A 26,994-nucleotide genomic window follows, 5' to 3' on the forward strand; every position below is an offset into this window, starting at 1 on the left:
TTCCCGGCCTTGATGCGTTGTCGGGCTGCATCAATGCCCACGTGTGGGCGACCATCACCATCCCAGGAGACACTGCCGATGTTCGATACCGCCCTCACGCTGGATTGCGCCGGCCGCAGCCTGCGACTGGATGCACCTCAGGTGATGGGTATCGTCAATGTCACACCCGATTCGTTCTCCGACGGCGGCCAGCATGCGACCTGCGAGGCGGCGATCGCGCATGGGCTAGCGCTGGTGGAGCAGGGCGCTGCGGTGCTGGATGTCGGCGGTGAATCCACCCGCCCGGGCGCCACGCCGGTCTTGGTGGAAGAAGAAATGCAGCGGGTCATTCCGGTGATCGAAGCGCTGGCCCAGCGCACGCGCGTGCCGATCAGCGTGGACACGTTCAAACCGGAGGTCATGCGCGCGGCGGTCGCGGCCGGCGCCGGCATGATCAACGACGTGTATGCCCTGCGGTCGCCCGGCGCGCTGGAGGCGGCGTCGGACCTGCGCGTGCCGGTGGTGCTGATGCATGCGCGCAGCGCGCCGCATGCCATGCAGGATGCGCCGCACTACGACGATGTTGTGGGCGACGTGCACCGGTTTCTGGCCGAGCGCGTCTTCGCCGCCGAAATGGCCGGCATCGACAAGCGCCGGCTGGTCCTGGACCCGGGCTTTGGCTTCGATAAAACCACCGCGCACAACCTCACCCTGCTTGCGCAGCTGCAGCGGTTGCAGGAATTCGGTTTGCCGGTGCTGGCTGGGCTGTCGCGCAAACGCAGCATCGGCGAGCTGACCGGGCGCCAGATCGCCGCCGAGCGGGTGCACGGCTCGGTGGCCGCGCATCTGATCGCTGCGCAACATGGCGCGCTGCTGTTGCGCGTGCACGATGTGGCGGCAACCGTGGATGCGTTGAAGGTATGGAAGGCGATGGCGGCGATTCCCGTCCCGCGTGTCAGCGCGCCCGACGTGCCCACGATTCGTTGGCCGGACGAGGACTGATGCCTGTCGACCAACGCCCGCTGGCGATCGCCGTGATGGGCCCCACTGCCAGCGGCAAGACCGCGCTGGCGCTGGAAGCTGCACAGCGCTGGAATGGAGAAATCGTCAGCGTCGATTCGGCGCTGGTGTATCGCGGCCTGGAGATCGGTGCGGCCAAGCCGGACGCGGCGATGCGCGCGGCGGTTCCGCATCATCTGCTCGACCTGCGCGAACCCTGGCAGGTGTATTCCGCAGCGGAGTTCGCCACCGATGCCCGCCAGGCGATCGCACAGATCGTGGCGCGCGGCAGGTTGCCGATTCTGGCCGGCGGCACGGGGCTGTATTTTCGTGCGCTGCTGGAGGGCTTGTCGCAGCTGCCCGAGGCCGATCGAACGGTGCGCGCTTCCATCGCGGCCGAAGCGCAGCAGATCGGTTGGGCCGGCTTGCACGCACAACTGGCACGTGTGGACCCGGCTGCGGCAGCGCGCATCCATGCAACCGACCCGCAGCGGATCCAGCGGGCGCTGGAGGTCTACCGCATCAGCGGGCGGCCGATCAGCGAGTGGCAGGCGCTACCGCCAGGGCCGCGCCTGCCGGTGCGCGTGTTGAAGCTGGTCTTAGCCCCGCGCGCGCGCGCGGTACTGCATGAACGTATCGCACACCGGCTGGATGCGATGTTGGCGCAGGATTTTCTGGGAGAGGTACAGCGTCTGCGGGCGCTGCCGCAGATGCAGGCGGTGGCAGCGCCGCTGGATTTGCCAGCCGTGCGCGCGGTCGGCTACCGCCAGGCCTGGCAGTATCTGGACGGTGCTGGCAACCTGGCCGAGTTCCGCGACAAGGCGATCCAGGCGACCCGGCAACTGGCCAAGCGGCAGCTCACCTGGCTGCGCGGCGAGCTCGACGCGCGCTGGTTCGACCCGGAGCGTGACCGCCATCAATTGGAAGACGCAATTGTCGGCTTCCTCGCTCATCGTCCCGGTGTACGGCAGGCTTCGGGCGTGTAACATCCCGTTTCCGGGGCCGGCTGGGGATAGCAGGTGTCGACCGGAACAATAAGAACAATAATGAAGAGGATTTTTCGATGGCTAAGGGGCAATCTTTACAGGACCCGTTCCTCAATGCGCTGCGGCGCGAGCGGGTGCCTGTGTCGGTGTATCTGGTCAATGGCATCAAGCTGCAGGGCACGATCGAGTCGTTCGACCAATTCGTGGTCCTGCTGCGCAATACCGTGAGTCAGATGGTGTACAAGCACGCCATTTCCACGGTGGTGCCGGCGCGCAATGTGCGCGTGGGCCCTGGTGGTGGGTATGTGCAATCCAATGAAGGCAATCAGGCGGAAGATGACGACGTCGAGCAGTAACGGAGTAGTGCGTGTTTGATCGGTCCCGCAAGGGTGAACACGCGTTGTTGATACAGACCCACTCCGGTGGGCCTGCCGAAGACGATGTGATGGAGGAGTTCGCCGACCTTGCAAAGTCGGCGGGCGCCACGGTCGCCGCCACGCTCACCGCACGCATCGATAAGCCCAGCCCGTCGACCTTGATCGGTAGCGGCAAGCTGGAAGAGGTCAAGGCCGCAGCCGAGGCGACCGGCGCCGACCTGGTGCTGGTCAATCACACCCTGTCGCCCGGCCAGGAGCGCAACCTGGAGCGGTATCTGGAGCGGCGTGTGATCGACCGCACCGGGTTGATCCTGGACATCTTCGCGCAACGTGCGCGCAGCCACGAAGGCAAGCTGCAGGTGGAACTGGCGCAGTTGCGTCACATGGCCACGCGGTTGGTGCGTGGCTGGACCCACTTGGAGCGTCAGCGCGGTGGCTCCATCGGCCTGCGCGGCCCGGGCGAAACCCAGCTGGAAACCGACCGCCGCCTGCTGCAAAAACGCGTCGAACAGTTGCAGCAGCGGCTGGAAAAGGTCGAGGTGCAGCGCACCCAGATGCGTCGTGCGCGGATGCGCAGCGAATTGCCACGGATTGCACTGGTCGGTTACACCAATGCCGGCAAGTCGACGCTGTTCAATGTGTTGACCGGTGCAGAGGCTTACGTGGCAGATCAATTGTTCGCCACGCTCGACCCGACCGTGCGACGCATTGCGTTGCCGGGTGGCAGCGCGATCCTTGCCGACACGGTTGGCTTCGTGCGCGATCTTCCGCACGAGCTGGTCGCCGCATTCCGCTCCACGCTCTCGGAGGCGCGCGATGCCGATCTGTTGCTGCACGTTGTCGATGCAGCAGACCCGTTGCGCGAAGAACGCATCCTGCAGGTAGACGAAGTGTTGCAGGCCGTCGGTGCCGGCGATCTGCCGCAGCTGCTGGTATTCAACAAGATCGACAAGATCGAAGGCGCCGAAGTGCGCCACGACGCGCAGGACGGCATTCCCGACCCGGCACGCCGCGAGCGTGTCTGGGTGTCGGCGCGCGACGGGCGCGGGCTGGAAGAATTGCAGCATGCGCTCGGTCAGCGGTTGGACCTGCGCCACCTGACCGGCCAGCTACGGCTCCCACCGTCTGCCGGCCGCCTGCGTTCCAGGCTGCATCAGCTGGAAGTGGTGCGCAATGAGCAAATCGACGAAGAGGGTTGGTTGCTCGATGTCGATCTGCCGATGGTCGAGGCCGAGCGGTTGGCCGCCGGGCAGGACGGTGCGCCGCTGCGCGCGATGCTGCCGGATCGTCGCGAAGACTGGGAAGCGTGATGAAAGCGCGCAGTCGGTCGTGCACGACTGTGCGCTGCTTCAAAACGATTAGGGCAACGGCCTACCGGGTCGCTGTGCGGCAGTTGCCGGGCCTCGTCCTGGCCTGCAGAACTGACAGAAATTCCGTGTGAGTAGTGCGTACTGCAGAACGGTGCGGTCGTGCGCTCATGCGGCACGCCACGCCTGTCATCAGTGATCCGGCGCACTAGCCGCGGTGATTCGGCGGCCTGAAGGCGGCGCTGCGCGTTGACTCGTGCTGCCGGCAAGTCGGCGTACACACAAGCCCGTCCAGGCCCAGCGTGCGCATCGGCCGCATATCGCCACTGAACCTTGGCCACCTCGCGCCCAGCCGGAAGCGGCGCCAGCGGCAGACAGGCGCGACGAATTGGGCTAAAACGTCCGCTGCCCCCACCTTGCCGTGCCCATGTCTTTTTCCGCCGATTCCGAACTGCAGCAGCTGGCCGAAGCCCTCGGGCAGCAATTGCTTGCCGCGCGCGAGCGCCTGGTCACTGCCGAGAGTTGCACCGGTGGTTGGATCGCCAAGGCGGTGACCGATGTCGCCGGCTCCTCGCACTGGTTCGATTGCGGGATGGCCGCCTATAGCTACGAGGCCAAGCAGGCGCTGCTCGGCGTCCGCCCACAGACGCTGGAAGTGCATGGGGCGGTCAGTCGCGAAACGGTGATCGAAATGGTCTCTGGCGCCCTGGTGAATTCCGGCGCAAGCATCGCGGTGGCGGTGACCGGCATTGCCGGGCCTGGCGGTGGCAGTGAGGACAAGCCGGTCGGCACGGTCTGGATCGGCTGGAAACGTCGTGGTGGTTACGCCACCGCACAACTGTTCCAGTTCAATGGCGACCGCGATGCAGTGCGTCGTCAGACCGTCGCTGCGGCACTGCGTGGGCTGAGCGCGCTACTGTAGCGGTGGTCGGGTTCACTGGAGGGCGTTCGGCAACAGATCCGCGCCGCCCATTTTTCAGCGCAATCTCGTGCAGCATGGAAACCCGAACGCCGTGGCCGTGCGCAGTCCAAGAACTGGCTGCGGCTCGCTGTCGACACGCCGCGTCAGCACGCTGAGCGGATGCGTCGCTTGGAACATTCGGCAACGAGGCTGCGAAGTGACGATGGCGCAACCGAAGTGCAGCGAATCAGCGAACGCTGCCGTTGCGTATGTACCGCGCACCGCCTTGCAACCTGCGCTGAGCTTGGACGGGGCAAGGGCGCGACAGCGGAGGGCAGATCGGCTACAAACAAGGTCTCCTCACCGCCCAGGGTGCCAATGCCGTCGTTTCTTGCTCCTGTCCCATCGGTCGCCGCGTTGCAGGCTGCCGTGTACTGCAGCGTCACGCAGCGCCTGAGCGCAACGCGCTCGCGGGCGGTGCGCTGATGTGGGAAGCACTCGGCACGGTACGTGATCTTGGGCGTCTGCAGGAAATCGCCTCGGTCCTGATCCGCTACGGCTTCGGGGATGTGGTGCGTCGTATCGGCATGGCCGATGTGCTTGAGCGCGCCGGCAGGCTGTTGCATTGGCAGAACGCCGAGGGCCGTTTGCGCATGTCCGCAGCGATGCGCGTGCGGCGTGCACTGGAAGAGCTTGGGCCCACCTTCGTCAAACTCGGGCAGGTGCTGGCCACGCGCGTGGATCTGCTGCCACCGGAGTGGATCGAAGAATTGAGCGAGCTGCAGAATGCGGTGCCGGCGCTGCCGTTCGAGCAGATCCGCCCACAGCTGGTTGCTGCGCTGGGCATGGAGCCGGAAAGCATCTTCGCGCGCCTGGACGAACAACCGCTGGCGGCCGCATCGCTGGCACAGACCCATCGCGCGTGGCTGATCGATGGCACGCCGGTGGTGTTGAAGATCCGACGTCCCGATATCGGTGACACCATCGACGCGGACCTGCGCCTGCTCGCCCGGCTTGCGGAAATCGTCGAAACCCGTGCACCGGATCTCAAGCGCTACCGTCCTGCCGAGGTGGTGCAGCAATTTACCGTTTCGCTGCGACGCGAACTGGACTTCGCTGCGGAGGGGCGCAACGCCGAACGCATCGCCGCCAACTTCGCGCATGACGCGCACGTGGTGGTGCCGGCGGTGTACTGGGAGTGGACCTGCGAGTCGCTCAACGTGCAGGAGTTCATCGATGGGATTCCCGGCCGTGATCTGCTTGCCGTCGATGCGGCCGGCCTGGATCGCAGGGCGCTCGCACGTGCCGGTGCCGGCATCGTGCTCAAGATGGTGCTGCAGGACGGCTGCTTCCACGCCGACCCGCATCCGGGGAATATTTTCTACCTGCGCGACGGGCGCATCGCGGTCATCGATTTCGGCATGGTCGGGCGCGTCTCCGAGCAGCGTCGGTTTCAGGTCGCACAGCTGTTGCACGGCATGGTCAGCTACGACGCCGATGCGGTGATCGATGTCTTGCTGGAATGGGCGGGCACCAGCCTGGAGGTCGATGAGGCGCGTTTGCAGCAGGACATCGGCGCGTTCGTCGACGAGTATCGCGGCGTGCCGCTGAAAGAATTGCGTATTGGCGCAATGCTTGGCGATGTCACCTCCATCCTGCGCGATCACGGGCTGACGCTGCCATCGGATCTGGCACTGATGATCAAGGCGTTTCTCACCCTGGAAGGCATGGGGCGCCAGCTCGATCCGGACTTCGACATGGCCACCGAGGCGCGCCCATATCTGGAACGCGTGGTGTTGCAACGCTATGCGCCGCGCGCCATCGTGCGACGCGGCCGGCGGACGGTGACTGGTGCGATCGATCTGATCGGCGATCTGCCGCGCGACCTCAAGCGCCTGTTGCAAGCCGCACGCCGCGGCAAGCTGCAGCTTCAGATCGAAACACGCGCATTGCGCGAGTTCGGCGAGCAGGTCGACCGCGCCGCCAACCGCCTCACGATGGGGATCGTGACTGCCGCCTTGGTGATCGGCTCTTCGATCGTCATGAACAGCGTCGGCGGGAGCGCCAGCCGCTGGTTGCTCGCGCTGGGGGTGGGCGGTTTCATTGGCGCGGCGCTATGCGGCATCTGGATCCTGTTTTCGATCTGGCGAAGCCGGCGCTAGCGCCCTCAGCGCGCCGCATCCTGATGGGTGCGGGCAAGGCGCCGCGAACACTTGCGCAGGTGCTCGTTAGTAGTAATACTACTAACCATGGACCTGACCGATACCCAGCAAGCAATCCTGGCCTTGATCGCCGAGCGCATCGATGCCGATGGTGTCCCGCCGTCGCAGACCGAAATCGCGCGCGCGTTCGGCTTCAAGGGCGTCCGTGCGGCGCAATATCACCTGGAAGCGCTGGAGCATGCGGGGGCGATCCGCCGCGTCCCAGGTCAGGCGCGCGGGATACGGCTGGCCGGGCAGGGTGCGCAGACACGCGCGGCTCCGGTGAGCGAGGCGGAGCGCGACGACGTGCTGCGTCTGCCGGTGCTGGGCCGCGTGGCCGCGGGTCTGCCGATTGGCGCCGATATCGGCTCGGACGACTTCGTTGTACTGGATCGGGTGTTCTTCTCGCCCTCGCCGGATTACCTGCTCAAGGTGCAAGGCGATTCGATGCGCGACGAAGGCATCTTCAACGGCGATCTGATCGGCGTGCACCGCACTCGCGACGCGCGTTCGGGGCAGATCGTGGTGGCGCGGATCGATGAGGAAATTACGGTGAAGCTGCTGAAGATCGGCAAGGACCGCATCCGGCTGCTGCCGCGCAATCCAGACTACGCGCCCATCGAGGTGCTACCGGATCAGGATTTCGCGATTGAAGGCCTGTATTGCGGACTGTTGAGGCCTAACCGTTGAGGTCTGTGCCGATGGCCGTGCCGGCGTTTCTCCGAGCTGGCGCCGCAGGATTCCCCGCTGCCACCGGACCTTCCGCCTCCCTAATCTGAGTGTGTCGCCTGCAGTCTCAGCCTGTGCGATACACCGCCGCTACATTAGCCCCATACCGAAATCACTGACGAGGATCACCCAGATGGACGAGAACAAGAAGCGTGCCCTTTCCGCCGCACTGAGCCAGATCGAAAAGCAATTCGGCAAGGGCTCGGTCATGCGCATGGGCGACCGCGTCATTGAGGCGGTCGAAGTCATCCCGACCGGCTCGCTGATGCTGGATATCGCCCTGGGGATCGGCGGCCTGCCGAAGGGCCGCGTGGTCGAAATCTACGGCCCGGAATCCTCCGGCAAGACCACCTTGACCCTGCAAGCCATCGCCCAGTGCCAGAAGAACGGCGGCACCGCTGCCTTCATCGATGCCGAGCACGCGCTGGATCCGATTTATGCAGCCAAGCTGGGCGTCAACGTCGACGACCTGCTGCTGTCGCAGCCCGATACCGGTGAGCAGGCATTGGAAATTGCCGACATGCTGGTGCGCTCGGGTTCGGTCGATATCGTCGTGGTCGACTCGGTTGCCGCACTGACGCCGAAGGCGGAAATCGAAGGCGAGATGGGCGACCAGCTGCCTGGTTTGCAGGCTCGCCTGATGAGCCAGGCGCTGCGCAAGCTCACCGGCAATATCAAGCGCTCCAACACGCTGGTGGTCTTCATCAATCAGCTGCGCATGAAGATCGGCGTCATGATGCCCGGCCAGAGCCCGGAAGTGACCACCGGCGGTAACGCGCTGAAGTTCTACGCCTCGGTGCGTCTGGATATCCGCCGTATCGGTGCGATCAAGAAGGGCGACGAGATCATCGGCAACCAGACCAAGATCAAGGTGGTCAAGAACAAGCTGGCGCCTCCGTTCAAACAGGTCGTGACCGAAATCCTGTATGGCGAAGGTATCAGCCGCGAGGGCGAATTGATCGACATGGGCGTGGAAGCCAAGCTGGTCGACAAGGCTGGCGCCTGGTACAGCTACGGCGATGAGCGCATCGGTCAGGGCAAGGACAATGCGCGGACCTACCTGCGCGACAACCCGCAGGTTGCGACCCGGCTGGAAGCCGAGCTGCGTGAGAAGTTCCAGCCGGCCGAAGCACCGCGCGAAGCCGGCGACGACGAAGACAAGGAATAAGTTGCAGCACAACATCACCGGTCGCCGGAGGCGGTTTGCCGCGAATGGGTAACGGTGATGCTTTGGTGAGCGGTAGGCGGAACCTCGCACGGTACGTGAACGCTCCAGCGCCATCCACGTCCGCCCGGCGCTGGGGCAACAGGTTCGAGCGTGTTTGAAGTTTTTCTATCGCGAGGACGGCGGAGTCAGTGCTGTCGCTTCTCGCGGTAGATCTATCGAAGGCCAGGAGGGCAGGCGCCATGGATGGCGCATTGATGTCGTAACTGATCTTGGCGATTCGGGACCCCTCAACGATGGACGAGCAAGAGCCCGCACCAAAGCGGGGGCGCCGGTTCAAGGAACAGACACCGGTCCAGCGCGCACTCGGCCTATTGGTACGGCGCGAACATTCGCGCAAGGAATTGAACCGCAAGCTGCTGGCCCGCGGAATCGAGCCAGATGCGGCGCAAGCCGCCGTCGATCGGCTCACGGACGAGGGATGGCAGGACGACACCCGCTTCGCTGCTGCAGTCGTGCGCAATCGTGCCGGTTCGGGTTACGGCCCGCTGCATATTCGCGCCGAGCTCGGAACCCATGGTCTGGATAGCGAGGCCATCAGTACCGCCTTGGCGACCTTTGAAGGGGATTGGACCGAAAACGCGCGCGACCTGATCCGCCGTCGGTTCGGTGAACAAGGCCCAACCGACCTTCCGCAGCGGCGCAAGGCCGCCGATCTGCTGGCCCGGCGGGGTTTCGACGGCAACAGCATTCGCGCCGCCACGCGCTTCGACCTTGAGGACTGAGGGCGTCAGGCCTGCTACCCTTCGTGGTTTCAGGTTGTTCCGCTCATCTGCGCCCACATGTCATTGGGTGACCGGGACTGCCGCCCGCCCAATGCCAGCACATGAACGCACCTGCCAAATTCAGCACTTCTCAGATCCGTAGCGACTTCCTTGCGTTTTTCGAGGGCAAGGGTCACACCATCGTGCCGTCCGCGCCGCTGGTGCCGGGCAACGACCCCACCTTGCTGTTTACCAACTCCGGCATGGTCCAGTTCAAGGACGTCTTCCTTGGCGCGGAGAAGCGCAGCTACGTCCGCGCCGCAGACGTGCAGCGCTGCCTGCGTGCCGGTGGCAAGCACAACGATCTGGACTCGGTGGGCTACACCGCACGTCACCACACCTTTTTCGAAATGCTCGGCAACTGGTCGTTCGGCGATTATTTCAAGAAGGACGCCATCGCCTGGGCTTGGGAACTGTTGACCCAGGTCTGGAAGCTGCCGGCCGATCGCCTGCTGGTCACCGTCTACCACACCGACGAAGAAGCCTTCGCGCTGTGGCGCGACATGATCGGCATTCCCGAAAGCCGCATCGTGCGCATTGGCGACAACAAGGGTGCGCCTTACGCCTCGGATAATTTCTGGCAGATGGCCGACACCGGCCCCTGCGGCCCGTGTACCGAAATCTTCTTCGACCACGGCGATCACATTGCTGGTGGTCCGCCGGGGTCGCCGGATGAAGATGGCGACCGCTTCATCGAGATCTGGAACCTGGTCTTCATGCAGTTCGATCGCCAGCCCGACGGCACCCTGGTGCCGTTGCCGGCGCCGTGCGTGGATACCGGCATGGGGCTGGAGCGGCTGGCCGCGATCCTGCAGCACGTCCATACCAACTACGAAATCGACCTGTTCCAGACCCTGATCGGCAAGGCCAGTGCGCTGACCGGCATCACCGATCTTGAGAACAAATCGCTGCGGGTGATCGCCGATCACATCCGCGCCTGTTCTTTCCTCATCGTCGATGGCGTGCTGCCCTCCAACGAAGGCCGCGGCTACGTGCTGCGCCGGATCATCCGGCGCGCGCTGCGGCATGGGTGGATGCTGGGCGTGCGCCAGCCGTTCTTCAGCAAGATGGTGCCCACGCTGGTCGAGCTGATGGGCGAAGCCTATCCCGAGCTGGTGGTGGCGCAGGACACCGTGGCGCGCGCGCTGTTGGCCGAAGAAGAGCGTTTTGCCGAAACGCTGGACGCCGGCATGAAGATCTTCGACGAGGTTGCATCGCGCTCGCAGGACATCATCCCGGGCGCCGACGCCTTCCGGCTGTACGACACTTACGGCTTCCCGGTCGACCTGACCGCCGACATCGCGCGCGAGCGCGGCATGCGCGTGGACATGGAGGGCTTCGAGTTCGCGATGGAGCGCCAGCGCGAGACGGCACGTGCGGCTGGCAAGTTCGGCGGCGGCGTCGCATTGCCGGCGGACCTGGTCGCCAGCTTGTCGCCGACCGTGTTCCTGGGTTACGAAGCGTACGATGCCGATGACCTCAAGGTCGTGGCCCTGCTCAAGCAGGGCCGCCCGGTCGAACGCGCGGAAGCGGGCGATGAGGTAATCGTGTTCACCGACCGCACGCCGTTCTATGCCGAGTCGGGTGGCCAGGTCGGCGACAGCGGCCAGCTGAGCGGCCCGGGTGTGTCGATCGAAGTGAGCGATACGCAGAAGTTCGCCGGCCAGTTCCACGGGCATGTGGGGCGCATCAGCGAAGGCGCGCTCGCGCTTGGCGATGTGCTCGCCGGCGGGATCGACACGCAACGTCGCGGCAAGACCATCCTCAACCACTCGGCAACCCATCTGCTGCATGCCGCCCTGCGCGAAGTCCTGGGAACGCATGTGCAACAGAAGGGCTCGCTGGTTGCGCCTGATCGCCTGCGCTTTGACTTCTCGCACTTCCAGCCGATCACTGCTGACGAGCTCGCTGTGATCGAGCGCAAGGTAAACGCCGAAGTCCGCACCAACCATGGTGTGGAAGTGCACAACATGGCCATGCAGGAGGCGCTGGATTTCGGCGCGATGGCGCTGTTCGGCGAGAAGTACGGGGAAAACGTCCGCGTGCTCAAGATGGGCGGTTATTCCACCGAGCTGTGTGGCGGTACCCACGTCACCCGCACCGGCGACATCGGCCTGTTCAAGATCACCTCCGAAGGCGGCGTGTCGTCGGGCGTGCGTCGTATCGAAGCGGTGACCGGGCAGGGCGCGCTGGACTATGTGGCTGACGAGGAGCGTCGCCTGCTCGAAGCGGCCAATCTGCTTGGTGGCAACACCACCGAAGTGGTGGATAAGGTGCGCGCACTGACCGAGCGTCAGAAGCGGCTGGAGCGCGAGCTCGAATCGCTCAAGGCCAAGTTGGCGTCGGGTGCGACTGCCTATCTGGGCGCTGGCGCAATCGATGTTGCCGGAGTCAAGGTTGTCGCGGTGCGTCTGGAGGGCTTCGATGCCAAGGCGCTGCGCGATGCGATGGATCGCTTGAAACAACAGCTCGGCGATTCGGTCATCGTCCTGGCGGGCGCTTCGGGCGGCAAGGTGGCGCTCGTTGCTGGTGTGAACGGCAGCCCAACTGGCAAGGTGAAGGCTGGGGAACTCCTCGGCCACATCGCCAGTCAGATCGGCGGCAAGGGTGGCGGCCGTCCGGATCTCGCCCAGGGTGGTGGCGAGGACGGGCCCGCCCTTGCGACCGCACTCGACGGTGTCTCCCTCTGGGTCAAGCAACACTTGGGCTGAACACTTGTCCTGCTATGCCTTGCTGGCTAGCAGGATGTCCCGCTACCATTTCTGGTCTATTCCCTTTACGTAGGGCGCGTCTCACTCAGGAGGCCGTCGATGCTGGTGGGAAATCCACCGGTTCCAGGAGATTTGCAAAATGTTGATCCTCACTCGCCGGGTAGGCGAAACCTTGATGATCGGCGACTCGGTCACCGTGACCGTTCTCGGCGTCAAGGGCAATCAGGTGCGTATCGGTATCACCGCACCCAAGGATGTGGCTGTGCATCGCGAAGAAATCTATCAGCGCATCCAGCGTGGGGATGAGCCGGTCGCCTCCGGCGCACATCACGGTGACAATTCTTCGAATTGATCGTTGTCAAGGGTTTACGTTAGCCCCTCTTACCCGGTATTCTTCGCGGCCTGCCACGGACATCGCGGCAGGCAGCAAAAACTGGAGCGATGCCCGAGCGGCTGAAGGGGCTCCCCTGCTAAGGGAGTATAGGGTCAAAAGCTCTATCGAGGGTTCGAATCCCTCTCGCTCCGCCAGTGTTCTAGACGCCCGCAAATTACTGATTTGCGGGCGTTTTTATTTGTGGTCTGTATTTATCGAGAGGGCGATATTGCCTGAGCGCGTCGCTGGGGCAGCAGCTCGGAGCATGGTCGGATTTCTGCGATATTCGTGGGACGTGCTGAAGCCCGCTATGCAGGCGCGTCCGTGGGCGCACCCAGGCCAGCAGCGCTCAGGCCGGCAGTGAGTACGGCGAAGGGTCGTGCTGCGCGCGTCGTCAGTGGCCACAGCGCTTCAGGCAGGGGCGGCGCTGAGCTCGACTGCGGGCTGGAAGGCTTGCCACGATCTTCGCATCTCTCACCAGCTCATATCTCAAGCATGCGAGTTGCGAGAGAAGGTCCGTGTTGCCCGCGTCGCTCGACCGTCGATAGCGACGCGCTAGGCGCCTGCAGCGCGATTCTGTGTTGCGTTGCGTTGCGTTGCGTTGCGTTGTCGCGTTGCATTGCGACGAGGTTGCGCCCTGTTTGTTTGCTCGCCGCCCGTCCCCAGATCTCGGCGCATCTCTGCGGCGTGTCATTCCATTCGCATGGTTGTGGGCATGCGCTTGCACGCTTGTGCGCGAGGCAAACGGTGAGGCAGCACGCAATTGTCGTGCACGCCAGCGCGCCGTATGACGTATCGAGCGAGGCGCATCGGCGTGAGCGATAAAGCCTTGTATCGATGCAGCTTGACGCTCCGGGCTGTCACCGTTTGCGCTCGCAGATCGCCGCGGTGCACGGTGTAATGCTTGTCGGCCTTGACGGGCGCGTTGACTGGCGAATGGAAGTGCTGCGTTTCCGCGCGCAAGATTGAGCATTGATCTGTCGCTGCTGCCACTAGCCTCGCTTCGCCAATCCACTCCTGCGAACCCTCAAGGCGTAAGGATCAAAGCCAGCACCAGGAACCGGAACCAGGGCGAAGAGCCAGCGTGAAGGGCCTGCCATTATTCGTAAGTCGAGGTTGGCAGCGCAGCCATTGAGGTCTTACGCCCATTCGACCGTTTGCCTGGGATGCTGCGAAGGAATTCAGGGCGAGTGCCATTACCACTTCGCGCTAGAGCGCGTCGCCGCTGCCTTACATCTGAACCGTCTTGTAGATGCGGCACATGGTGGGGGTCAAGTAACCGGCGCATGGGTCGCTAAGGACGTGAACCATATCTCGGATGTTGACGTGATGCGCCTATCGCACCTGCTTGGACGTGTGTTCTCCTTTTGGGGTCGCGGGCTGCAACACAAGGTGGCAGCGGTGGACCGGGTGATGGCGGTGATCGAATTCGATCTGGACGGTCGCATTCTGGATGCAAACTCGAACTTCCTGGCCCTGATGGGGTATCGGCTGGACGAGGTGGTCGGTCAGCACCACCGCATGTTCGTGACGGCCGCAGATCGCGACAGCGAAAGCTATCGGCACTTCTGGGAGGGGCTGCGGCGCGGCGACTTCAACGCCGGACGCTTTTGCCGGCTGGATAAACGCGGGAACGAGGTGTGGATCAATGCCTCCTACAACCCGTTGCTGGATCGATCCGGCAAGGCGTATCGCGTGGTGAAGTACGCCACCGACATTACTGCGCAGGTCCGCCAGACAGCCGACTTCGAAGGGCGTATCGATGCCATCGACAAGGTGATGGCCGTCATCGAGTTCTCGCTGGACGGCACGGTGCTCGCGGCCAACCAAAACTTTTTGCAAGTGATGGGCTATCGGCTCGAGGAGATTCGCGGCAAGCACCACGGCATGTTCGTCGATGCCGGCACGCGCCAGTCGGCTGCGTACCGCGCATTCTGGGATTCGCTCGGGCGCGGTGCCTTCGATGCGGGCCGCTATCGGCGCGTCGGCAAGGACGGCAGGGAGGTGTGGATCCAGGCGTCCTACAACCCCGTGCTCGACGAGCACGGGCGCCCATACAAGGTGGTCAAGTACGCCACCGACGTGACCCGCCAGGTGATCGATTCGGCCGATGCGGACGGGCGTATCCGGGCGATCGACAAGGTCATGGGAGTGATCGAGTTCGACCTGGAAGGCAACGTGCTCGGTGCGAACGAAAACTTCCTGACCATCATGGGGTATTCGGCGGCCGAGGCGATCGGCCAACACCACAGCGTGTTCGTCGATGCGGCCTACCGCGCATCCGGTGAGTACCGACAGTTCTGGGCGAAGCTGGCAAGCGGCCAGTTCGATGCGGGGCGTTATCGCCGACTGCGCAAGGATGGCAGTGCGGTGTGGATCCAGGCGTCCTACAACCCGATCCTGGATGTGTCCGGGCGGCCGTACAAGGTGGTCAAATACGCAACCGACGTCACCGACCAGGTGCGTTCGGCCGAGCGGATGCGCGATTTGATGCTGCAGACCATGAGCATTGCGCAGAACGTGCAGCGCGAGGCGCACCATATTTCCGTGAGCAACCAGGAACTGGTCAGTCGCGTGTCCACGCAATCTGCGGCGGTGGCGCAGACCTCGAGCACGATCGATCAACTGGCCGCGACGGTGCGGGCCAATTCCGAGAATGCCGGTTCGGCGCGGCGCATGGCCGAGGATTCGGCCACGGTGGCGCGGCGCGGTGCGGACGTCATTGCCGATGTGGTCAAGACCACCGCGGGCATCCGCTCGGCGACCGATCGCATCGGCCAGATCATCGAGGTCATCGACGGCATCGCGTTTCAGACCAACATCCTGGCCCTGAACGCTGCGGTCGAGGCGGCGCGTGCGGGCGAGCAGGGGCGCGGTTTTGCGGTGGTGGCGACCGAAGTGCGTAGCCTTGCGCAGCGCTGCAGCGTGTCGGCCAGGGAGATCCGCTCCTTGATCGACAACGCAACCGATCAGGTCGGTGATGGTTCGCGCCTGGCCGAGCAAGCCGGCGTGGTGATGCAGGACATGGTGACGTCGGTCCTGCGCGTCACTGCGACCGTGGAGCAGATCGCCGCCGCCAGCCATGATCAGGCGCTGGACATTTCCAGCGCCAACACCGCGTTGCAGTCGATCGGCGTGCAGGCGCGCGACCAGGCGCAGATGGTGGGCGACCTGGCGCGTTCGGCGCGCATGCTGGAAGGCGATGCGGATGCGCTGTTCGCCTTGGTCAATGGCGATGCGGATGGCGGGGCTGATCGCGCGCCAGTGCAGGTCGATGCGCAGGCCGCGCGGCGCGCGACAGCGAAGGTGGCGTGATGATGGTTCACGGCGTCGCGTACGCGACATCGTGATATCCCCTCAGATCTTGCAACTTTCTTGTATTGGATTTCGGCGCAAGTGGCCGAACCTGCGGTGCTGAGGCATTTGGTGCCGTCAGCGCCGCTGCGATGACATACAGACGCTCGCATTGATGCGGCGAGCGACGATTGGCAACTCACACATCGCAGAGTGCGGAGCGCAGTTACGAGCCGCATCTTCCGTGCCGCGGATCTTGGGTGCCGAGCTGCAGGGTGTCGGCCACGTGGCATGAACTGACACGTCACGGCGAGTCAGTGACGAAGAGACGATGCACAAGACAAAGCCCGCGTGAGCGGGCTTTGTCTGTTTCGGCACTGACCAGCGCATCGCACACCAATCCCGCGCAGGCACGCCATCCATCAGCCTTGGATGCTTACTTGGGCAGGTCGAACACCAGGACTTCGGCATCGCGTGCATCGGTCAGTACGATTTCCGGCTCGCCGACGATCTGCACCGCGTCGCCAGCCGACAGCGCCTGCCCGTTGACGCTCAGGCTGCCGCCACCTGCACGTAGCCAATGCGGCCTGCGGCCAGCGGCTGCTGCAGACGCGCCTGGCCATCCAGGATCGAGGCATACAGGCGTGCGTCCTGGTGCAGGCGCAGGGAGCCGTCGTCACCGCTTGGCGAGGCGATCAGGCGCAACTGGTTACGTTTGCTGTCGGCATCGAAGTGCTTTTCTTCGTAGCTTGGCTCGATGCCGGCACGCTCGGGCATCACCCAGATCTGCAGGAAGTGCACGGGCTCGCTGGCCGAGTGATTGAACTCGCTGTGCGTCACGCCGCTGCCGGCGCTCATCCGCTGCACGTCGCCATAATGCAGGACCGAGCCGGTGCCAATGCTGTCCTTGTGTTCCAGTGCGCCGCCCAGGACATAGGAAATGATCTCCATGTCGCGGTGTGCGTGGGTGCCGAAGCCTTCGCCCGGTTGCACCTTGTCCTCGTTGATCACCCGCAGCGGGCCAACGCCCATATGGCGTGGATCGTGATAGCTGGCAAAGGAGAAGGTGTGGCGCGAGGACAGCCAGCCATGTTCGGCGCGGCCACGGGTTTCGCTCTTGCGGACATTCAACATGCTGCTTCTCCTTGAAAGATTTGGAATTGGCGCTGGGCGACTCGGTGTCCAGCGGCTTGATGCGTAGTCTCCGCCTCTGCATCCGGCCCGAAAAGCGAGTAGATTTGGCCGCTATCATCGAAAATTTCGAACAATGAAAATCAGCCTGGAAGCGCTGCAAATCCTGGATGCCATCGACCGACGTGGCTCGTTCGCTGGCGCAGCCAAGGTGCTGTTCAAGGTGCCTTCGACGATTTCCTACACGGTGTCCAAACTGGAAGAGGATCTGGGCGTGCAGCTGTTCGAGCGGGTGGGGCCCAAGGCCACGCCGACCCAGGCTGGCCGCGAGCTGTTGCGCGAGGGGCGCCACCTGCTGCGTGCCGCGCAAGAGCTGGAGGTACGGGTGCGGCGGGTCGCCTCCGGCTGGGAATCGGATTTTGCGATCGGGCTGGATGCGGTGCTGCCTGCGGCCTTGCTGCAGCCGCAGATCCTGGACTTCTACACCGTGGCCGACAGCACGCGGCTGCGCGTGCTGAGCGAGTCGTTGTCGGGCAGTTGGGAGGCGCTGCTGGACAGGCGCGTGGACCTGGTCGTGGCGGCGGGCGAGGGGCCCAGTGGCGGCGGCTATGTGGCCGAGCCGATCGGCACGTTGCGGTTCGTATTTGCCGTGGCATCCACGTACCCGCTAGCGGATGCTGGCTTGTTGGGCGCGGCGGAGCTGGCCGAATACCGTGCGATCGCGGTGGCGGACTCGGCGCGGCGCCTGCTGCCGCGTACGGTCGGGCTGCTCTCCGGGCGCGATGTGCTCACCGTGCCCGACATGCAGACCAAGCTGCTGCTGCAACTGGCCGGCGCCGGCTACGGCTTCCTGCCCGAACCGTATGCGCGCGGAGCGCTGCTGGAGGGACGGCTACGCGAGGTGCAGGTGGACACCCGCAAACCCGACGAAACCTTTTATCTGGCGTGGCGGCCGGGCGAAGAGGGAGAGGCCTTGGGTTGGTGGCGGCGCGCCTTGCGCAGCGAGGGCCTGTTCGAGCGCTGGTTGCAGGCCTTGGCCGCAACGTATCGTTCCGTCGCTGCCGGGCAGTCGCCGCTGTGACGGAAGGCGGATAATGGTAGCCCGCCGTCGCGCAGGGTTGTCGCATGCAAGGCTTGATCGAACAGTACGGAGTGGCGCTGGTGTTCGCCAACGTGCTGGCGTTGTCGCTCGGGCTGCCGGTGCCAGCATTGCCGACCCTGGTGCTGGTCGGCGCCAGCTATGCGTTGCAAGGGGGCGGCGATGCCTGGCTGGCCGGGCTTGCGGCGTTGGCGGTGTCTGTCGCGGCAAGTCTTTTGGGCGATCTGGTCTGGTATCTGGCCGGTCGCCGCTTCGGTAACCGCACCTTGCAGTCGCTGTGTCGGCTGTCGCTGTCGCGCGACAGCTGCATGAAGCAGACCGAGCGCTTCTTTTCGCGCTGGGGCGTGCGCGTGCTGGCAGTGGCCAAGTTCGTGCCGGGCTTGTCGATGGTCTCGGTGCCGATGGCCGGGGCAATGCGGGTACGTCCTGCGGCGTTCCTGCGATACGACGCCTTCGGTGCATCGTTGTGGGCATTGGTCGGCCTGAGTGTGGGGGCTGTGTTCGCGCGTCAGGTGCAGGACGTGCTCGCCTTGCTGTCCGAACTTGGCTCTGGCGCGATCGTGGTCTTGGCCGCGTTGCTGGCCGGCTATGTCGGTTGGCGCTGGTGGCGACGGCAGAGCCTGTTGCGATCGCTGGAGCATGCGCGCATCGCGGTAGAGGAGCTGGTGCCGTTGCTGGATGGCGAAGAAAGCCTGCGGCCGACCGTGCTGGATATCCGCGCCCCGGGCTATCGCCAGTTGCAGCCATACACCATTCCTGGTGCCGTGTTCGCCGACGAGCGTCAGCTGGCGCAGATCCTTGCCAGCGTGCCGCGCGATCGCAGCGTGGTGATCTACTGTGCGTGTCCGGACGAGGTGTCTGCCGCATGGCTGGCCGCGCGGATGCGCGAGCGCGGGTACCGCGATGTGCGGCCGCTGCTGGGTGGTCTGGATGCATGGCGCGATGCCGGGCATCCGGTGACATCGCTGGTGCCGGTCACGGTGGTTGCCGACGCGAACGCTGCTGCTGCCACGGCCTGATCGCACCGGATGCTGTGCGTGCGGTGACGGCGGCGTGCGTTTCGCTGGAAGATCGGCATCGCCCGACGGAACGGCGCACTACATTGCAACGCACTGTTCACCATCGTCTGCTTCGGCAGAAACGACGGGCAAAAAAAAGACCAGCAAGCTGGTCGTTTTCTTCAAGATTGGTGCGCCCGGAGAGATTCGAACTCCCGACCGCCTGGTTCGTAGCCAGGTACTCTATCCAACTGAGCTACGGGCGCATATCTTGTTTTGACTTGCAGATCTGACGCAGGGCGATCGGATCTTTTAACTAGAAAAACAGCGCGTGAGTGCTGTCTTCTTCTTGTTCTGAGGATGGTGCGCCCGGAGAGATTCGAACTCCCGACCGCCTGGTTCGTAGCCAGGTACTCTATCCAACTGAGCTACGGGCGCCTCGTCAGGAGCGGAATTATGCGGATGAGCGACCGGCCCGTCAATCCCTTTGTGAAATTCCAGCGTCGTTGCGATCGTCGTCAGGGGCGCTACGCAGTGCAGCGACCACGGCCGCAGGCGTTTTCATCCAGGCGAAATGATCGCTGCGTGCGCCCAGTTGCACATCGTCCAATCGCACATGGTGTGGATGTGTTTGCGGCATCTTGTCGAGTAATGCGCACAGCGCATCTGCTGGGCCCCACGTATCGCGCGCAAGGGTCACTGCGCGGATCGGCACACGCAGTTGGCCCAGCGCCTGTTCCAGATCCCATGGCGCGCCTGCCGCGCGATAGCGATTGCTGCGGCCGACCTGTGCCCAGTCGGCAATCAGGCTGCGTGCTTCGGTGCCGCCAAAACCGAGCTTGCGCCCGTGCAGCACGCCCTGCCTGCGCGCCAGCCACGGCAACAACCGAAACGCCAAGGGCAGGCCGTAACGCATGGGGACGGGAAAATTGCGCCAGTACGGCGAGCCGCTGGCCACCAGCCAGAGCTGGGCGAATTGCACCGGATGCAGCGCGGCATAGCAGCACGCGAGCTGACCGCCAAGGCTGTGCCCACCGACAATGCGCGGCAGCTGCGGGTCGTGGATATCGAGTAGGGCGTGGCTGGCGGCGAGATCGTCTGCAAGCAGCGTGCGATAGCCCCAATCGTGCTCGCGCGACGGGCGCAGCGTGCTGCTGCCATTGCCGCGCCATTCGTGCACATACACCGCAACCCCGGTGGACGCGAGCGCTTGTGCGAAGGGTTGGTAATGCCGCGCTGCCACGCCCAATGCCGGCAGCCACAGCAGCGTTGTCGTCGGGTGCGGCGGCGCGCAACGGATCATTTGCCAGCGGTGCCCATCTGCAGCGCTGGCGAGCAGGGTATCGGTCTGCACGCTCATGCGCCGGGCGCGGCGCCGAAGTGGTCGAGCACCAGCACATCGCTCTGGCCGGGGCGTTGGCCGATGCGGATGGCGCGGGCAACGTAATCGATCGCCGCTTCGCAGGCATTGAGCAGCGACAGGCCCTGGCATAGCTGCGCGGCGATGGCTGCCGACAGGCTGCAGCCGGTGCCGTGCGCATCGACCTGCAGGCGCGGATGCATGAACACGTCCTGGGTCACGCCGTCATCGAAGCGGTCGAGCACGCGTGCGCCTTCGTGGAGATGTCCGCCCTTGAGGAGCACCGCGTTGGCACCCAGGTCGAGCAAGGCGGCGGTGGCATGTTCGGCGGCGTCGGCGCTGTCGATGCGGCGGCCGGTCAGCAGCTCGGCTTCGAGCGTATTGGGGGTCACCAGGGTAGCCAGCGGCAGCAAGCGCGTGCGCAGCGCATCCAAGGCCGCATCTTCGAGCAGGCGCGCGCCGCTGGTGGACACCATCACCGGGTCGAGCACCACGAACGGCGGGCGATACCGCTCAAGCAGGTCGGCCACGCAATGAATGATGTCGGCATTGGCCAGCATGCCGAGTTTGACCGCCTGGATCTCGAAATCGGCGAAGCAGGCATCCACCTGCGCCTGCAGGAAGGGCAGTGGTGGAAGATGCACGGCGGTGACGGCGCGGGTGTGTTGCGCGGTCAATGCGGTAATCGCCGACAACCCGTGCACGCGGTGCGCGGCAAAGGTCTTGAGGTCGGCCTGGATGCCGGCGCCCCCGCCGGAGTCGGAGCCGGCGATGCTCAATGCAGACAGCGTACTGGGCGTAGTCATGTGGCGATTCTGCACTGCTGGCCGGAGGATGTGCGCATCATCCTGTGCGCCAGCGATGCCATTGCAGGTAGGCGACATAGCCGGCGCCGGTCGATCCGGTGAGGCCGGCGGGCAGGTAGAGCGCGTCGTACTGCCAGCGCTGGAACAGCAAGGTACCGAGGATGCTGCCGCCGAGAAAGCCGCTGATGATCAGCGCGCTCAGCGTGAGGCGGCGCACCTGCAGCGGGCGCCCGCGCAGCAGGTGTCCCAGGCCGATGCCCAGGTCGGTAAACATGCCGCTCAAATGCGTGGTGCGGACCGCGGCGCCGCTGAGGCTGGTCGCCATCGCATTCTGCAGGCCGCAGGCGCCAGCGGCGCACAGGACGCCGCCGACATGATGCAACTTGAACAGCGCAGTCGCGCCCAGCAACAGCAGCGCCTCGATCATCAGCGCAGCGCCGTAGCGCTGTCCAAGCCGCAAGACATCGTCCTCGATGATCAGTCCGCTGAGCATGGCGCCTGCGCAGAAGGCGATGAGGACGCCGCAGAGAAAGCCGATATCCGGTGCGGTGTTTTGCGCCAGGGCAACGCCAAGCAGACTGGTCGTGCCGGTGAGGTGGCTGACCACCTGGTGCTCGGAGCCCAGGTAGCCCACCACATTGACCATGCCGGCCACGGCCGACAATGCCACCGCGCCAATCCAGACCCAGCGCGGCAGCAGGATTCCCATCTCGGGTCAGGGGCTACCGTTGATTGCAATCTGCGAGAACGCGCCGGTCTGCGGGTCGTACAGCGCGCCCCAGAACGTGCTGCCGCCGTCGCAGACCTGGATCGCTTCCCTCGCCGGTTTCACCGGCGGGTCGTTGGGGAGCTTGAAGGCGTTGATGTAGATCAACTGCTGGCCCTGGATCACCACACCCACGTATTGGCGGTCGAACTCGCGCGGCTCGGCAATGGTGGGCGTCAACGCATCCTGCCGCGCTTCGAGCTGTTCGATTTGCTGATGGCTCGGCGCCCAATAGCCGCTGATCTGGCCGGGATGCCGCGCCGGGCTGTCGCGCGAGCAGGTCTGCAACACCTGCTCGGCCACGCTCTGCCGGGTGATGATCCAGGACTGGCCATTCTTGAGATTGGTCGGCACGCTGGCTGGCCCCTGCGTGCTGGCGCAGCCGGCCAGCGCGATCACCGCGAGCGCCAACGCGCCGCGATATGCGCGCATCACAACACCTCCGACGCGAAGTCGGCCAGACGCGAGCGCTCGCCGCGACGCAGCGTGATATGCGCGCTATGCGGCCAGGCCTTGAAGCGATCCACCGCGTAGGTCAGCCCCGACGTGGTTTCGGTGAGGTAGGGGGTGTCGATCTGTTCGACGTTGCCCAGGCACACGATCTTGGTGCCGGGGCCGGCACGGGTGATCAGCGTCTTCATCTGCTTGGGCGTGAGGTTCTGCGCCTCGTCCAGGATCAGGTAGCGCGACAGGAAGGTGCGGCCGCGCATGAAGTTCATCGAGCGGATCTTGATGCGACTGGCAAGCAGGTCGTTGGTGGCCGCACGGCCCCACGAGCCGCCTTCCTGGTTGTGCGTGAGCACTTCCAGATTGTCGGTCAGTGCGCCCATCCACGGGGTCATCTTTTCTTCTTCCGTGCCGGGCAGGAAGCCGATGTCTTCGCCCACGCTGACGGTGGCGCGGGTCATGATGATTTCCCGGTAACGCTGCTGGTCCATGGTCTGCGCCAGGCCGGCAGCCAGTGCGAGCAGGGTCTTGCCGGTGCCGGCGGTGCCGAGCAGGGTCACGAAGTCGATTTCCGGGTCCATCAGCGCGTTGAGCGCGAAATTCTGCTCGCGGTTGCGTGCCACGATGCCCCAGACCGCATGCGGCCCGCTGCGGAAATCGTCGACCAGGCACAAGGTGGCCTTGCCGCCGCCCACCTTGGCCACGCGCAGCTCCACTTCATCTTCGCCGGGCAGGTACAGGTATTGGTTCGGATACCAGTCTTCATCCTCGGCCAGGACGATTTCGTAATGGGTGCGGCCGCGCTCGTTCCAGCTGCGCAGATCTTCGTTGTGCTTCTGCCAGAAGTCTTCCGGCAGCTCGATGGCGCCGGTGAACAGCAGGCTGAAATCGTCCAGCGCACGGTCGTTCTGATAGTCCTCGGCGACCAGGCCGCTGATATAGGCCTTGATACGCAGGTTGATGTCCTTGGACACCAGGATGACCGGCACATCCGGGTTTTCTTCGCGCAGCGCCAGCACCGAGGCCAGGATCTTGTTGTCCGGCAGCATTTCGCCGAAGGTGCGGCCCGGATCGATCGGCTTGATCTGGAAAAACAGCCGGCCGATCGCGGCCTGGCCCTTGAGCTGGATGCCCTGCGGATGGCTGAGCAGGATGCCGGCCTGGATCTGCTCGGCGTTGGTGTTTTCCAGCAATTCGTCCAGGAACCGGCTGACCTGGCGTGCATTGCGGCTGACTTCGGAGGTGCCCTTCTTGGCATTGTCGAGCTCCTCGATCACCTGCATCGGCAGGAACACATCGTGTTCCTCGAACTTGAACAGCGCGGTGGGATCGTGCATCAGCACGTTGGTGTCCAGCACGTAGATGCGCTTGCCTCGGGTCATTGGGTCTTCCAAGTGATGGAGCAGGGGCGAGCCAACACGCCTGCCGGGGCAGGGTGATGGAGGACGCGGGAAGCGAGGGGTGTCACTGTTTGGCGTGCGCCTTCAACGCGGCCAGCACGGCCTCGGCATGGCCGGCCACCTTGACCTTGCGCCATTGCTGCACGATGCGCCCCTCGGGCGAGAGCAGGAAGGTGCTGCGCTCGATGCCGAGCACCTGCTTGCCGTACATGTTCTTTTCCTTGATCACGTCGAAGGCGCGGCATAGCGCTTCATCGCTGTCGCTGATCAACGGGAAGGTGAAGCCTTGCTTGGCGCAGAAGTTGTCGTGCGACTTCACCGAATCGCGCGAAACGCCCAACACCACCGCGCCGGCCTTTTTGAACTGCGGCAGCAGCGCGTTGAAGTCCAGGCCTTCGGTGGTGCAGCCGGGCGTGCTGTCCTTCGGGTAGAAGTACAGCACCAGCCATTTGCCGGCATGCTCGCGCAGGGTGGTCTGGGTGCCGCCGGACAGCGCCAGCGGCAGATCGAAGGTTGCAGCGGGTAATTCCAGCACAGCGTCGGTCATCGTTGCTCAGCCCAAAGTGGAGGGGCGTACGGCGCGGTCATGCCGGGCCGACGTCCATCCCATCATAAGCAGCCACATGGAAGCGTTTGGCAAGTGCGTCGAACTGCGCATTGCGCTGATTCAGCGACTCGATGGTGTGGTGTTCCTTCTTGTCCACATGCAGGAAGTACGACTCTTCGTCATCGCCATCGTCTTCGTCGCGTTCGCCGAGGAAGATGTCGATGACGCGATAGCCGTCCTGGGTCAGTTGCTCGGCGAGCTTCTGCAGCGGCTCCTGCGCAGGATCGGCGAAGAAGTATTCCCAGCGCAGCGGGCCGTCGAGATTCCAATCGGTCTCGGAGCGGATGTGGTCGAACATCTGTTTTAGCGCAGAGATCGCGATGGCCATTGATGGGTGCCTTAGAACTTCATCGGATCCATGATCGCGTCGAGATTGAGGTGATCACAGAATTCCAGGAAATCATCGCGCAATGCGGCGATGTGCATGTTGGCCGGCACGCCGATCGTCACCTGCGCCGAAAACATCTCCGCGCCGGTCTGCATGGCGCGGTAGCGCGTGCTCTGCAGGTTTTCGATGGTGATGCCCTGGCGGTCGAAGAAATCGGCCAGCTGGAACAGGATGCCCGGCTTGTCGGCGGCGATCACTTCGACGATGTAGGGCAGCAGGTTGGACTGGGTCTGCTTGGGGCCGGTGCGGTACCACACCAGTTTCAGTCCTTCTTCGCGTTCGAGCCGGGTCAGCATGGCTTCGAGCTTGGCGACCGAATCCCAGGAGCCGGTGGCCAGTGCGGTGACCGAGACGTCGCGCCCCACCGTGGCCAGACGGGCATCCACGAGATTGCAGCCGCTGTCGGCGATGCGGCGAGTGACGGGCAACAGGGGGGACTCCGGATGCGTCGTGTAGGCGTTGATCAGGAGGTGATTTTCGGTCGGCGAAGGCCGGGGTGTAGAGTCGGTCAAAGGGGCTTCCGGCATTGCATCAGGCTGAATGGCCGCCCGGGCAGGCGCCCTGGCGGCGACCAGCATACTTGCCCGTGGTTTCGCGCCGCAAGTAACATGCAGGCGGTCGCAACCCGCGTGCGCGCGGGCCTTTTCCTGTCACGTAAGAGCAGCAGAATCTTGTCCCTTTCCGGCATCATCACCGCGCTGGCGACCCCCTTCGGTCCCGATGGCGCACTCGACCTGGATGCCTGGCGGCGGCTGCTGGAGCAGCAGTTGCACGGTGGCGTGCAGGGAATCGTGGTTGCCGGCTCCACCGGCGAAGCGGCGGCATTGAGCGACGACGAATACGACACGCTGCTGCGCGCGGCTGTGGCACAGGTGGCCGGCCGTGTGCCGGTGCTGGCCGGCACCGGCTTGTCCGGGACGGCAAAGACCATTGCGCAAACCCGTCGCGCTGCGGCGCTGGGCGCGCAGTACGCGCTGGTGGTGACGCCGCCGTACGTGCGTCCGACCCAGGCCGGGTTGAAGGCGCACTTTCTGGCGGTGGCCAACGAAGGCGGCCTGCCGGTGGTGCTGTACAACGTGCCGGGCCGTACTGGTTGCGACTTGTTGCCGGAGACGGTGGCCGAGCTGGTGGGTCATCCGAACATCGTCGCCATCAAGGAAGCGCTTAGCGAACCCGAGCGCGTCGCCGCGCTGGTGGCGCTGCGCAGCGACAGTTTTGCAGTGCTCAGCGGCGACGATGGCAGCGCGGCGCACGCGATGTTGTCCGGCGCTGCCGGGCTGATCTCGGTGGCCTCCAACGCCTTGCCGGCGGCGTACCGGCGCCTGTGCGATCTGGCCCGCGACGGCCAGCGCGATGCTGCCACTGCCTGGGACACGCGGCTGAGCGAATACCACAGCTTCTGCGGCATCGAATCCAATCCCATCCCGGTCAAGGCGCTGCTGCAGCGCGCCGGGATCGGTCACGGCCTGCGCTTGCCGCTGCTGCCTCTTTCTGCGGCGCACCAGCCTGCCGCCGACCGCCTTGCCGCCGACGCCATTGCGTTGGAAGCACTTTCCAGCCGCGAAATGCTCGCGGCCTGACCCAGGAGATCTATCGATGCGTCATTCCGTTTCCCCCGTCCGCGTGCTGTCGCTCGCGTTGCTGGCGACCGCCACCGTCGCCGCCACGAGCGGTTGCAGCTGGTTTCACAAGGGCGCGCGCGGCGACTATGCGCTGGCACCGGAAGCCCGCCCGCTGGAAGTGCCGCCGGATCTGAACCTGCCCGACACCTCCGGTGCGATGAAGGTGCCGACCCTGGCCTCCACCACGCAGCAGAACAGCAACACGCCGCCGTCGGCGAGCGCCAACAGCGGTTTCACCGTGCCGGGCGAGCGCGACGAGGTGTTTGCCAAGGTGGGCGCGGCACTGGCCGATATCCCGGGCCTGACCATTGCCAGCAAGGCGCAGATGCTCGGTTCCTATGACGTGAGCTACGAGGGTTCCAGCTTCCTGGTGCGCGTGGTCAAGGTCGACGCGGGCAGCTATGTGTCGGCAGTGGACCCGCGTGGCATGCCGGCCACGGCGGCCGCGCCGGTGGCGGTGATCTCCTCGCTGAAGAGCAAGCTGGGCGGCTGAGGCCGGTTCGGTTTGATGGATAGCAAAACGG

24 protein-coding genes, 3 tRNA genes and 1 pseudogene are annotated in these 26,994 nt (G+C 64.7%); 17 read left to right on the forward strand and 11 right to left on the reverse strand.

Annotated elements, in window-relative coordinates; translation table 11 throughout:
* The first annotated feature begins 78 nt into the window (after positions 1-78).
* The 13 genes from folP to ACCQ00_RS08975 all read left to right on the forward strand — a co-directional run bounded on the left by folP (position 79) and on the right by ACCQ00_RS08975 (position 15,867).
* Positions 79-981: a dihydropteroate synthase gene (folP, locus tag ACCQ00_RS08915; RefSeq protein ID WP_039570099.1), complete on the forward strand. Its 903-nt coding sequence runs from the start codon at positions 79-81 to the stop codon at positions 979-981.
* Entirely contained in the window at positions 981-1,964 is a 984-nt protein-coding gene (gene miaA / locus ACCQ00_RS08920) for a tRNA (adenosine(37)-N6)-dimethylallyltransferase MiaA (RefSeq protein WP_372354109.1), read from the forward strand. Before folP ends, miaA begins: the two co-directional genes overlap by 1 nt.
* Positions 1,965-2,041: 77 nt before the next feature.
* On the forward strand, positions 2,042-2,320 hold the full coding sequence (gene hfq / locus ACCQ00_RS08925) for an RNA chaperone Hfq (RefSeq protein ID WP_005915027.1): 279 nt from the start codon (positions 2,042-2,044) through the stop codon (positions 2,318-2,320).
* 11 nt (positions 2,321-2,331) lie between these two features.
* A complete protein-coding gene (gene hflX / locus ACCQ00_RS08930) occupies positions 2,332-3,651 on the forward strand; it encodes a ribosome rescue GTPase HflX (RefSeq protein ID WP_017155110.1) in 1,320 nt (439 codons plus the stop codon).
* Between the two features lie 424 nt (positions 3,652-4,075).
* Positions 4,076-4,570 carry a CinA family protein gene (locus tag ACCQ00_RS08935; RefSeq protein WP_003481865.1) on the forward strand — a complete coding sequence of 165 codons (495 nt, stop codon included), beginning with the start codon at positions 4,076-4,078 and terminating at the stop codon, positions 4,568-4,570.
* A gap of 464 nt (positions 4,571-5,034) precedes the next feature.
* A complete protein-coding gene (gene ubiB / locus ACCQ00_RS08940) occupies positions 5,035-6,711 on the forward strand; it encodes a 2-polyprenylphenol 6-hydroxylase (RefSeq protein ID WP_017155111.1) in 1,677 nt (558 codons plus the stop codon).
* Positions 6,712-6,798: 87 nt separating this feature from the next.
* A complete protein-coding gene (gene lexA, locus ACCQ00_RS08945) occupies positions 6,799-7,440 on the forward strand; it encodes a transcriptional repressor LexA (protein WP_039570103.1) in 642 nt (213 codons plus the stop codon).
* A 172-nt stretch (positions 7,441-7,612) separates the two neighbouring features.
* Positions 7,613-8,647, forward strand: a complete 1,035-nt coding sequence (gene recA, locus ACCQ00_RS08950) for a recombinase RecA (RefSeq protein ID WP_008574635.1) — start codon at positions 7,613-7,615, stop codon at positions 8,645-8,647.
* 293 nt (positions 8,648-8,940) lie between these two features.
* Positions 8,941-9,429 (forward strand): recombination regulator RecX, encoded by a 489-nt coding sequence (gene recX / locus ACCQ00_RS08955; protein ID WP_017155113.1) that lies wholly within the window; start codon positions 8,941-8,943, stop codon positions 9,427-9,429.
* Positions 9,430-9,530: 101 nt separating this feature from the next.
* Positions 9,531-12,179, forward strand: a complete 2,649-nt coding sequence (alaS, locus tag ACCQ00_RS08960) for an alanine--tRNA ligase (protein WP_039570105.1) — start codon at positions 9,531-9,533, stop codon at positions 12,177-12,179.
* Positions 12,180-12,318: 139 nt separating this feature from the next.
* Complete coding sequence (gene csrA, locus ACCQ00_RS08965; protein ID WP_019300306.1) at positions 12,319-12,531, forward strand: carbon storage regulator CsrA; 213 nt, start codon at positions 12,319-12,321, stop codon at positions 12,529-12,531.
* Between the two features lie 83 nt (positions 12,532-12,614).
* A tRNA-Ser gene (locus ACCQ00_RS08970) sits at positions 12,615-12,707 on the forward strand.
* 1,201 nt (positions 12,708-13,908) lie between these two features.
* Complete coding sequence (locus ACCQ00_RS08975) at positions 13,909-15,867, forward strand: methyl-accepting chemotaxis protein (RefSeq protein ID WP_039570108.1); 1,959 nt, start codon at positions 13,909-13,911, stop codon at positions 15,865-15,867.
* Between the two features lie 415 nt (positions 15,868-16,282).
* Here the strand turns inward: ACCQ00_RS08975 and ACCQ00_RS08980 are convergent.
* Positions 16,283-16,980 (reverse strand): annotated as a pseudogene (locus tag ACCQ00_RS08980) (pirin family protein).
* 133 nt (positions 16,981-17,113) lie between these two features.
* Here ACCQ00_RS08980 and ACCQ00_RS08985 point away from each other — a divergent pair.
* A complete protein-coding gene (locus ACCQ00_RS08985; protein WP_039570112.1) occupies positions 17,114-18,058 on the forward strand; it encodes a LysR substrate-binding domain-containing protein in 945 nt (314 codons plus the stop codon).
* 44 nt (positions 18,059-18,102) lie between these two features.
* The gene (locus tag ACCQ00_RS08990) at positions 18,103-19,095 is read left to right on the forward strand and encodes a DedA family protein/thiosulfate sulfurtransferase GlpE (RefSeq protein WP_039570114.1); all 993 of its coding nucleotides are present in this window, start codon (positions 18,103-18,105) and stop codon (positions 19,093-19,095) included.
* A 168-nt stretch (positions 19,096-19,263) separates the two neighbouring features.
* On the opposite strand, the gene ACCQ00_RS08995 is transcribed toward ACCQ00_RS08990, so the two are convergent.
* The 10 genes from ACCQ00_RS08995 to ACCQ00_RS09040 form a co-directional block, all read right to left on the reverse strand.
* A tRNA-Arg gene (locus ACCQ00_RS08995) sits at positions 19,264-19,340 on the reverse strand.
* A gap of 95 nt (positions 19,341-19,435) precedes the next feature.
* Positions 19,436-19,512 (reverse strand) — tRNA-Arg (locus ACCQ00_RS09000).
* A gap of 40 nt (positions 19,513-19,552) precedes the next feature.
* Positions 19,553-20,434 (reverse strand): alpha/beta hydrolase family protein, encoded by an 882-nt coding sequence (locus ACCQ00_RS09005; protein ID WP_022559534.1) that lies wholly within the window; start codon positions 20,432-20,434, stop codon positions 19,553-19,555.
* Positions 20,431-21,240 (reverse strand): bifunctional hydroxymethylpyrimidine kinase/phosphomethylpyrimidine kinase, encoded by an 810-nt coding sequence (gene thiD / locus ACCQ00_RS09010; protein ID WP_007973039.1) that lies wholly within the window; start codon positions 21,238-21,240, stop codon positions 20,431-20,433. The genes ACCQ00_RS09005 and thiD overlap by 4 nt, the downstream gene beginning before the upstream one ends.
* A gap of 37 nt (positions 21,241-21,277) precedes the next feature.
* The gene (locus ACCQ00_RS09015; protein ID WP_007973037.1) at positions 21,278-21,949 is read right to left on the reverse strand and encodes a YoaK family protein; all 672 of its coding nucleotides are present in this window, start codon (positions 21,947-21,949) and stop codon (positions 21,278-21,280) included.
* Positions 21,950-21,955: 6 nt separating this feature from the next.
* Positions 21,956-22,438: a hypothetical protein gene (locus ACCQ00_RS09020; protein WP_039570119.1), complete on the reverse strand. Its 483-nt coding sequence runs from the start codon at positions 22,436-22,438 to the stop codon at positions 21,956-21,958.
* A complete protein-coding gene (locus ACCQ00_RS09025) occupies positions 22,438-23,835 on the reverse strand; it encodes a PhoH family protein (protein ID WP_017155124.1) in 1,398 nt (465 codons plus the stop codon). The genes ACCQ00_RS09020 and ACCQ00_RS09025 overlap by 1 nt, the downstream gene beginning before the upstream one ends.
* A gap of 82 nt (positions 23,836-23,917) precedes the next feature.
* A complete protein-coding gene (locus tag ACCQ00_RS09030; protein WP_039570121.1) occupies positions 23,918-24,400 on the reverse strand; it encodes a peroxiredoxin in 483 nt (160 codons plus the stop codon).
* A gap of 37 nt (positions 24,401-24,437) precedes the next feature.
* On the reverse strand, positions 24,438-24,788 hold the full coding sequence (locus ACCQ00_RS09035) for a ribonuclease E inhibitor RraB (RefSeq protein WP_003481909.1): 351 nt from the start codon (positions 24,786-24,788) through the stop codon (positions 24,438-24,440).
* Between the two features lie 11 nt (positions 24,789-24,799).
* Complete coding sequence (locus tag ACCQ00_RS09040) at positions 24,800-25,426, reverse strand: glycine cleavage system transcriptional repressor (RefSeq protein WP_017155126.1); 627 nt, start codon at positions 25,424-25,426, stop codon at positions 24,800-24,802.
* A 93-nt stretch (positions 25,427-25,519) separates the two neighbouring features.
* On the opposite strand from ACCQ00_RS09040, the gene dapA reads away from it, so the two are divergent.
* Both dapA and ACCQ00_RS09050 read left to right on the forward strand, forming a co-directional pair.
* Complete coding sequence (gene dapA / locus ACCQ00_RS09045; protein ID WP_039570148.1) at positions 25,520-26,428, forward strand: 4-hydroxy-tetrahydrodipicolinate synthase; 909 nt, start codon at positions 25,520-25,522, stop codon at positions 26,426-26,428.
* A 16-nt stretch (positions 26,429-26,444) separates the two neighbouring features.
* Positions 26,445-26,963, forward strand: coding sequence for a hypothetical protein (locus tag ACCQ00_RS09050; protein ID WP_008574742.1), 519 nt, complete (start codon positions 26,445-26,447; stop codon positions 26,961-26,963).
* The last annotated feature ends 31 nt before the right edge of the window (positions 26,964-26,994 follow it).

It is taken from the genome of Xanthomonas sp. NCPPB 3761 (genome assembly GCF_041475705.2).
In the GTDB taxonomy this organism is placed as follows: Bacteria; Pseudomonadota; Gammaproteobacteria; order Xanthomonadales; family Xanthomonadaceae; genus Xanthomonas; species Xanthomonas phaseoli.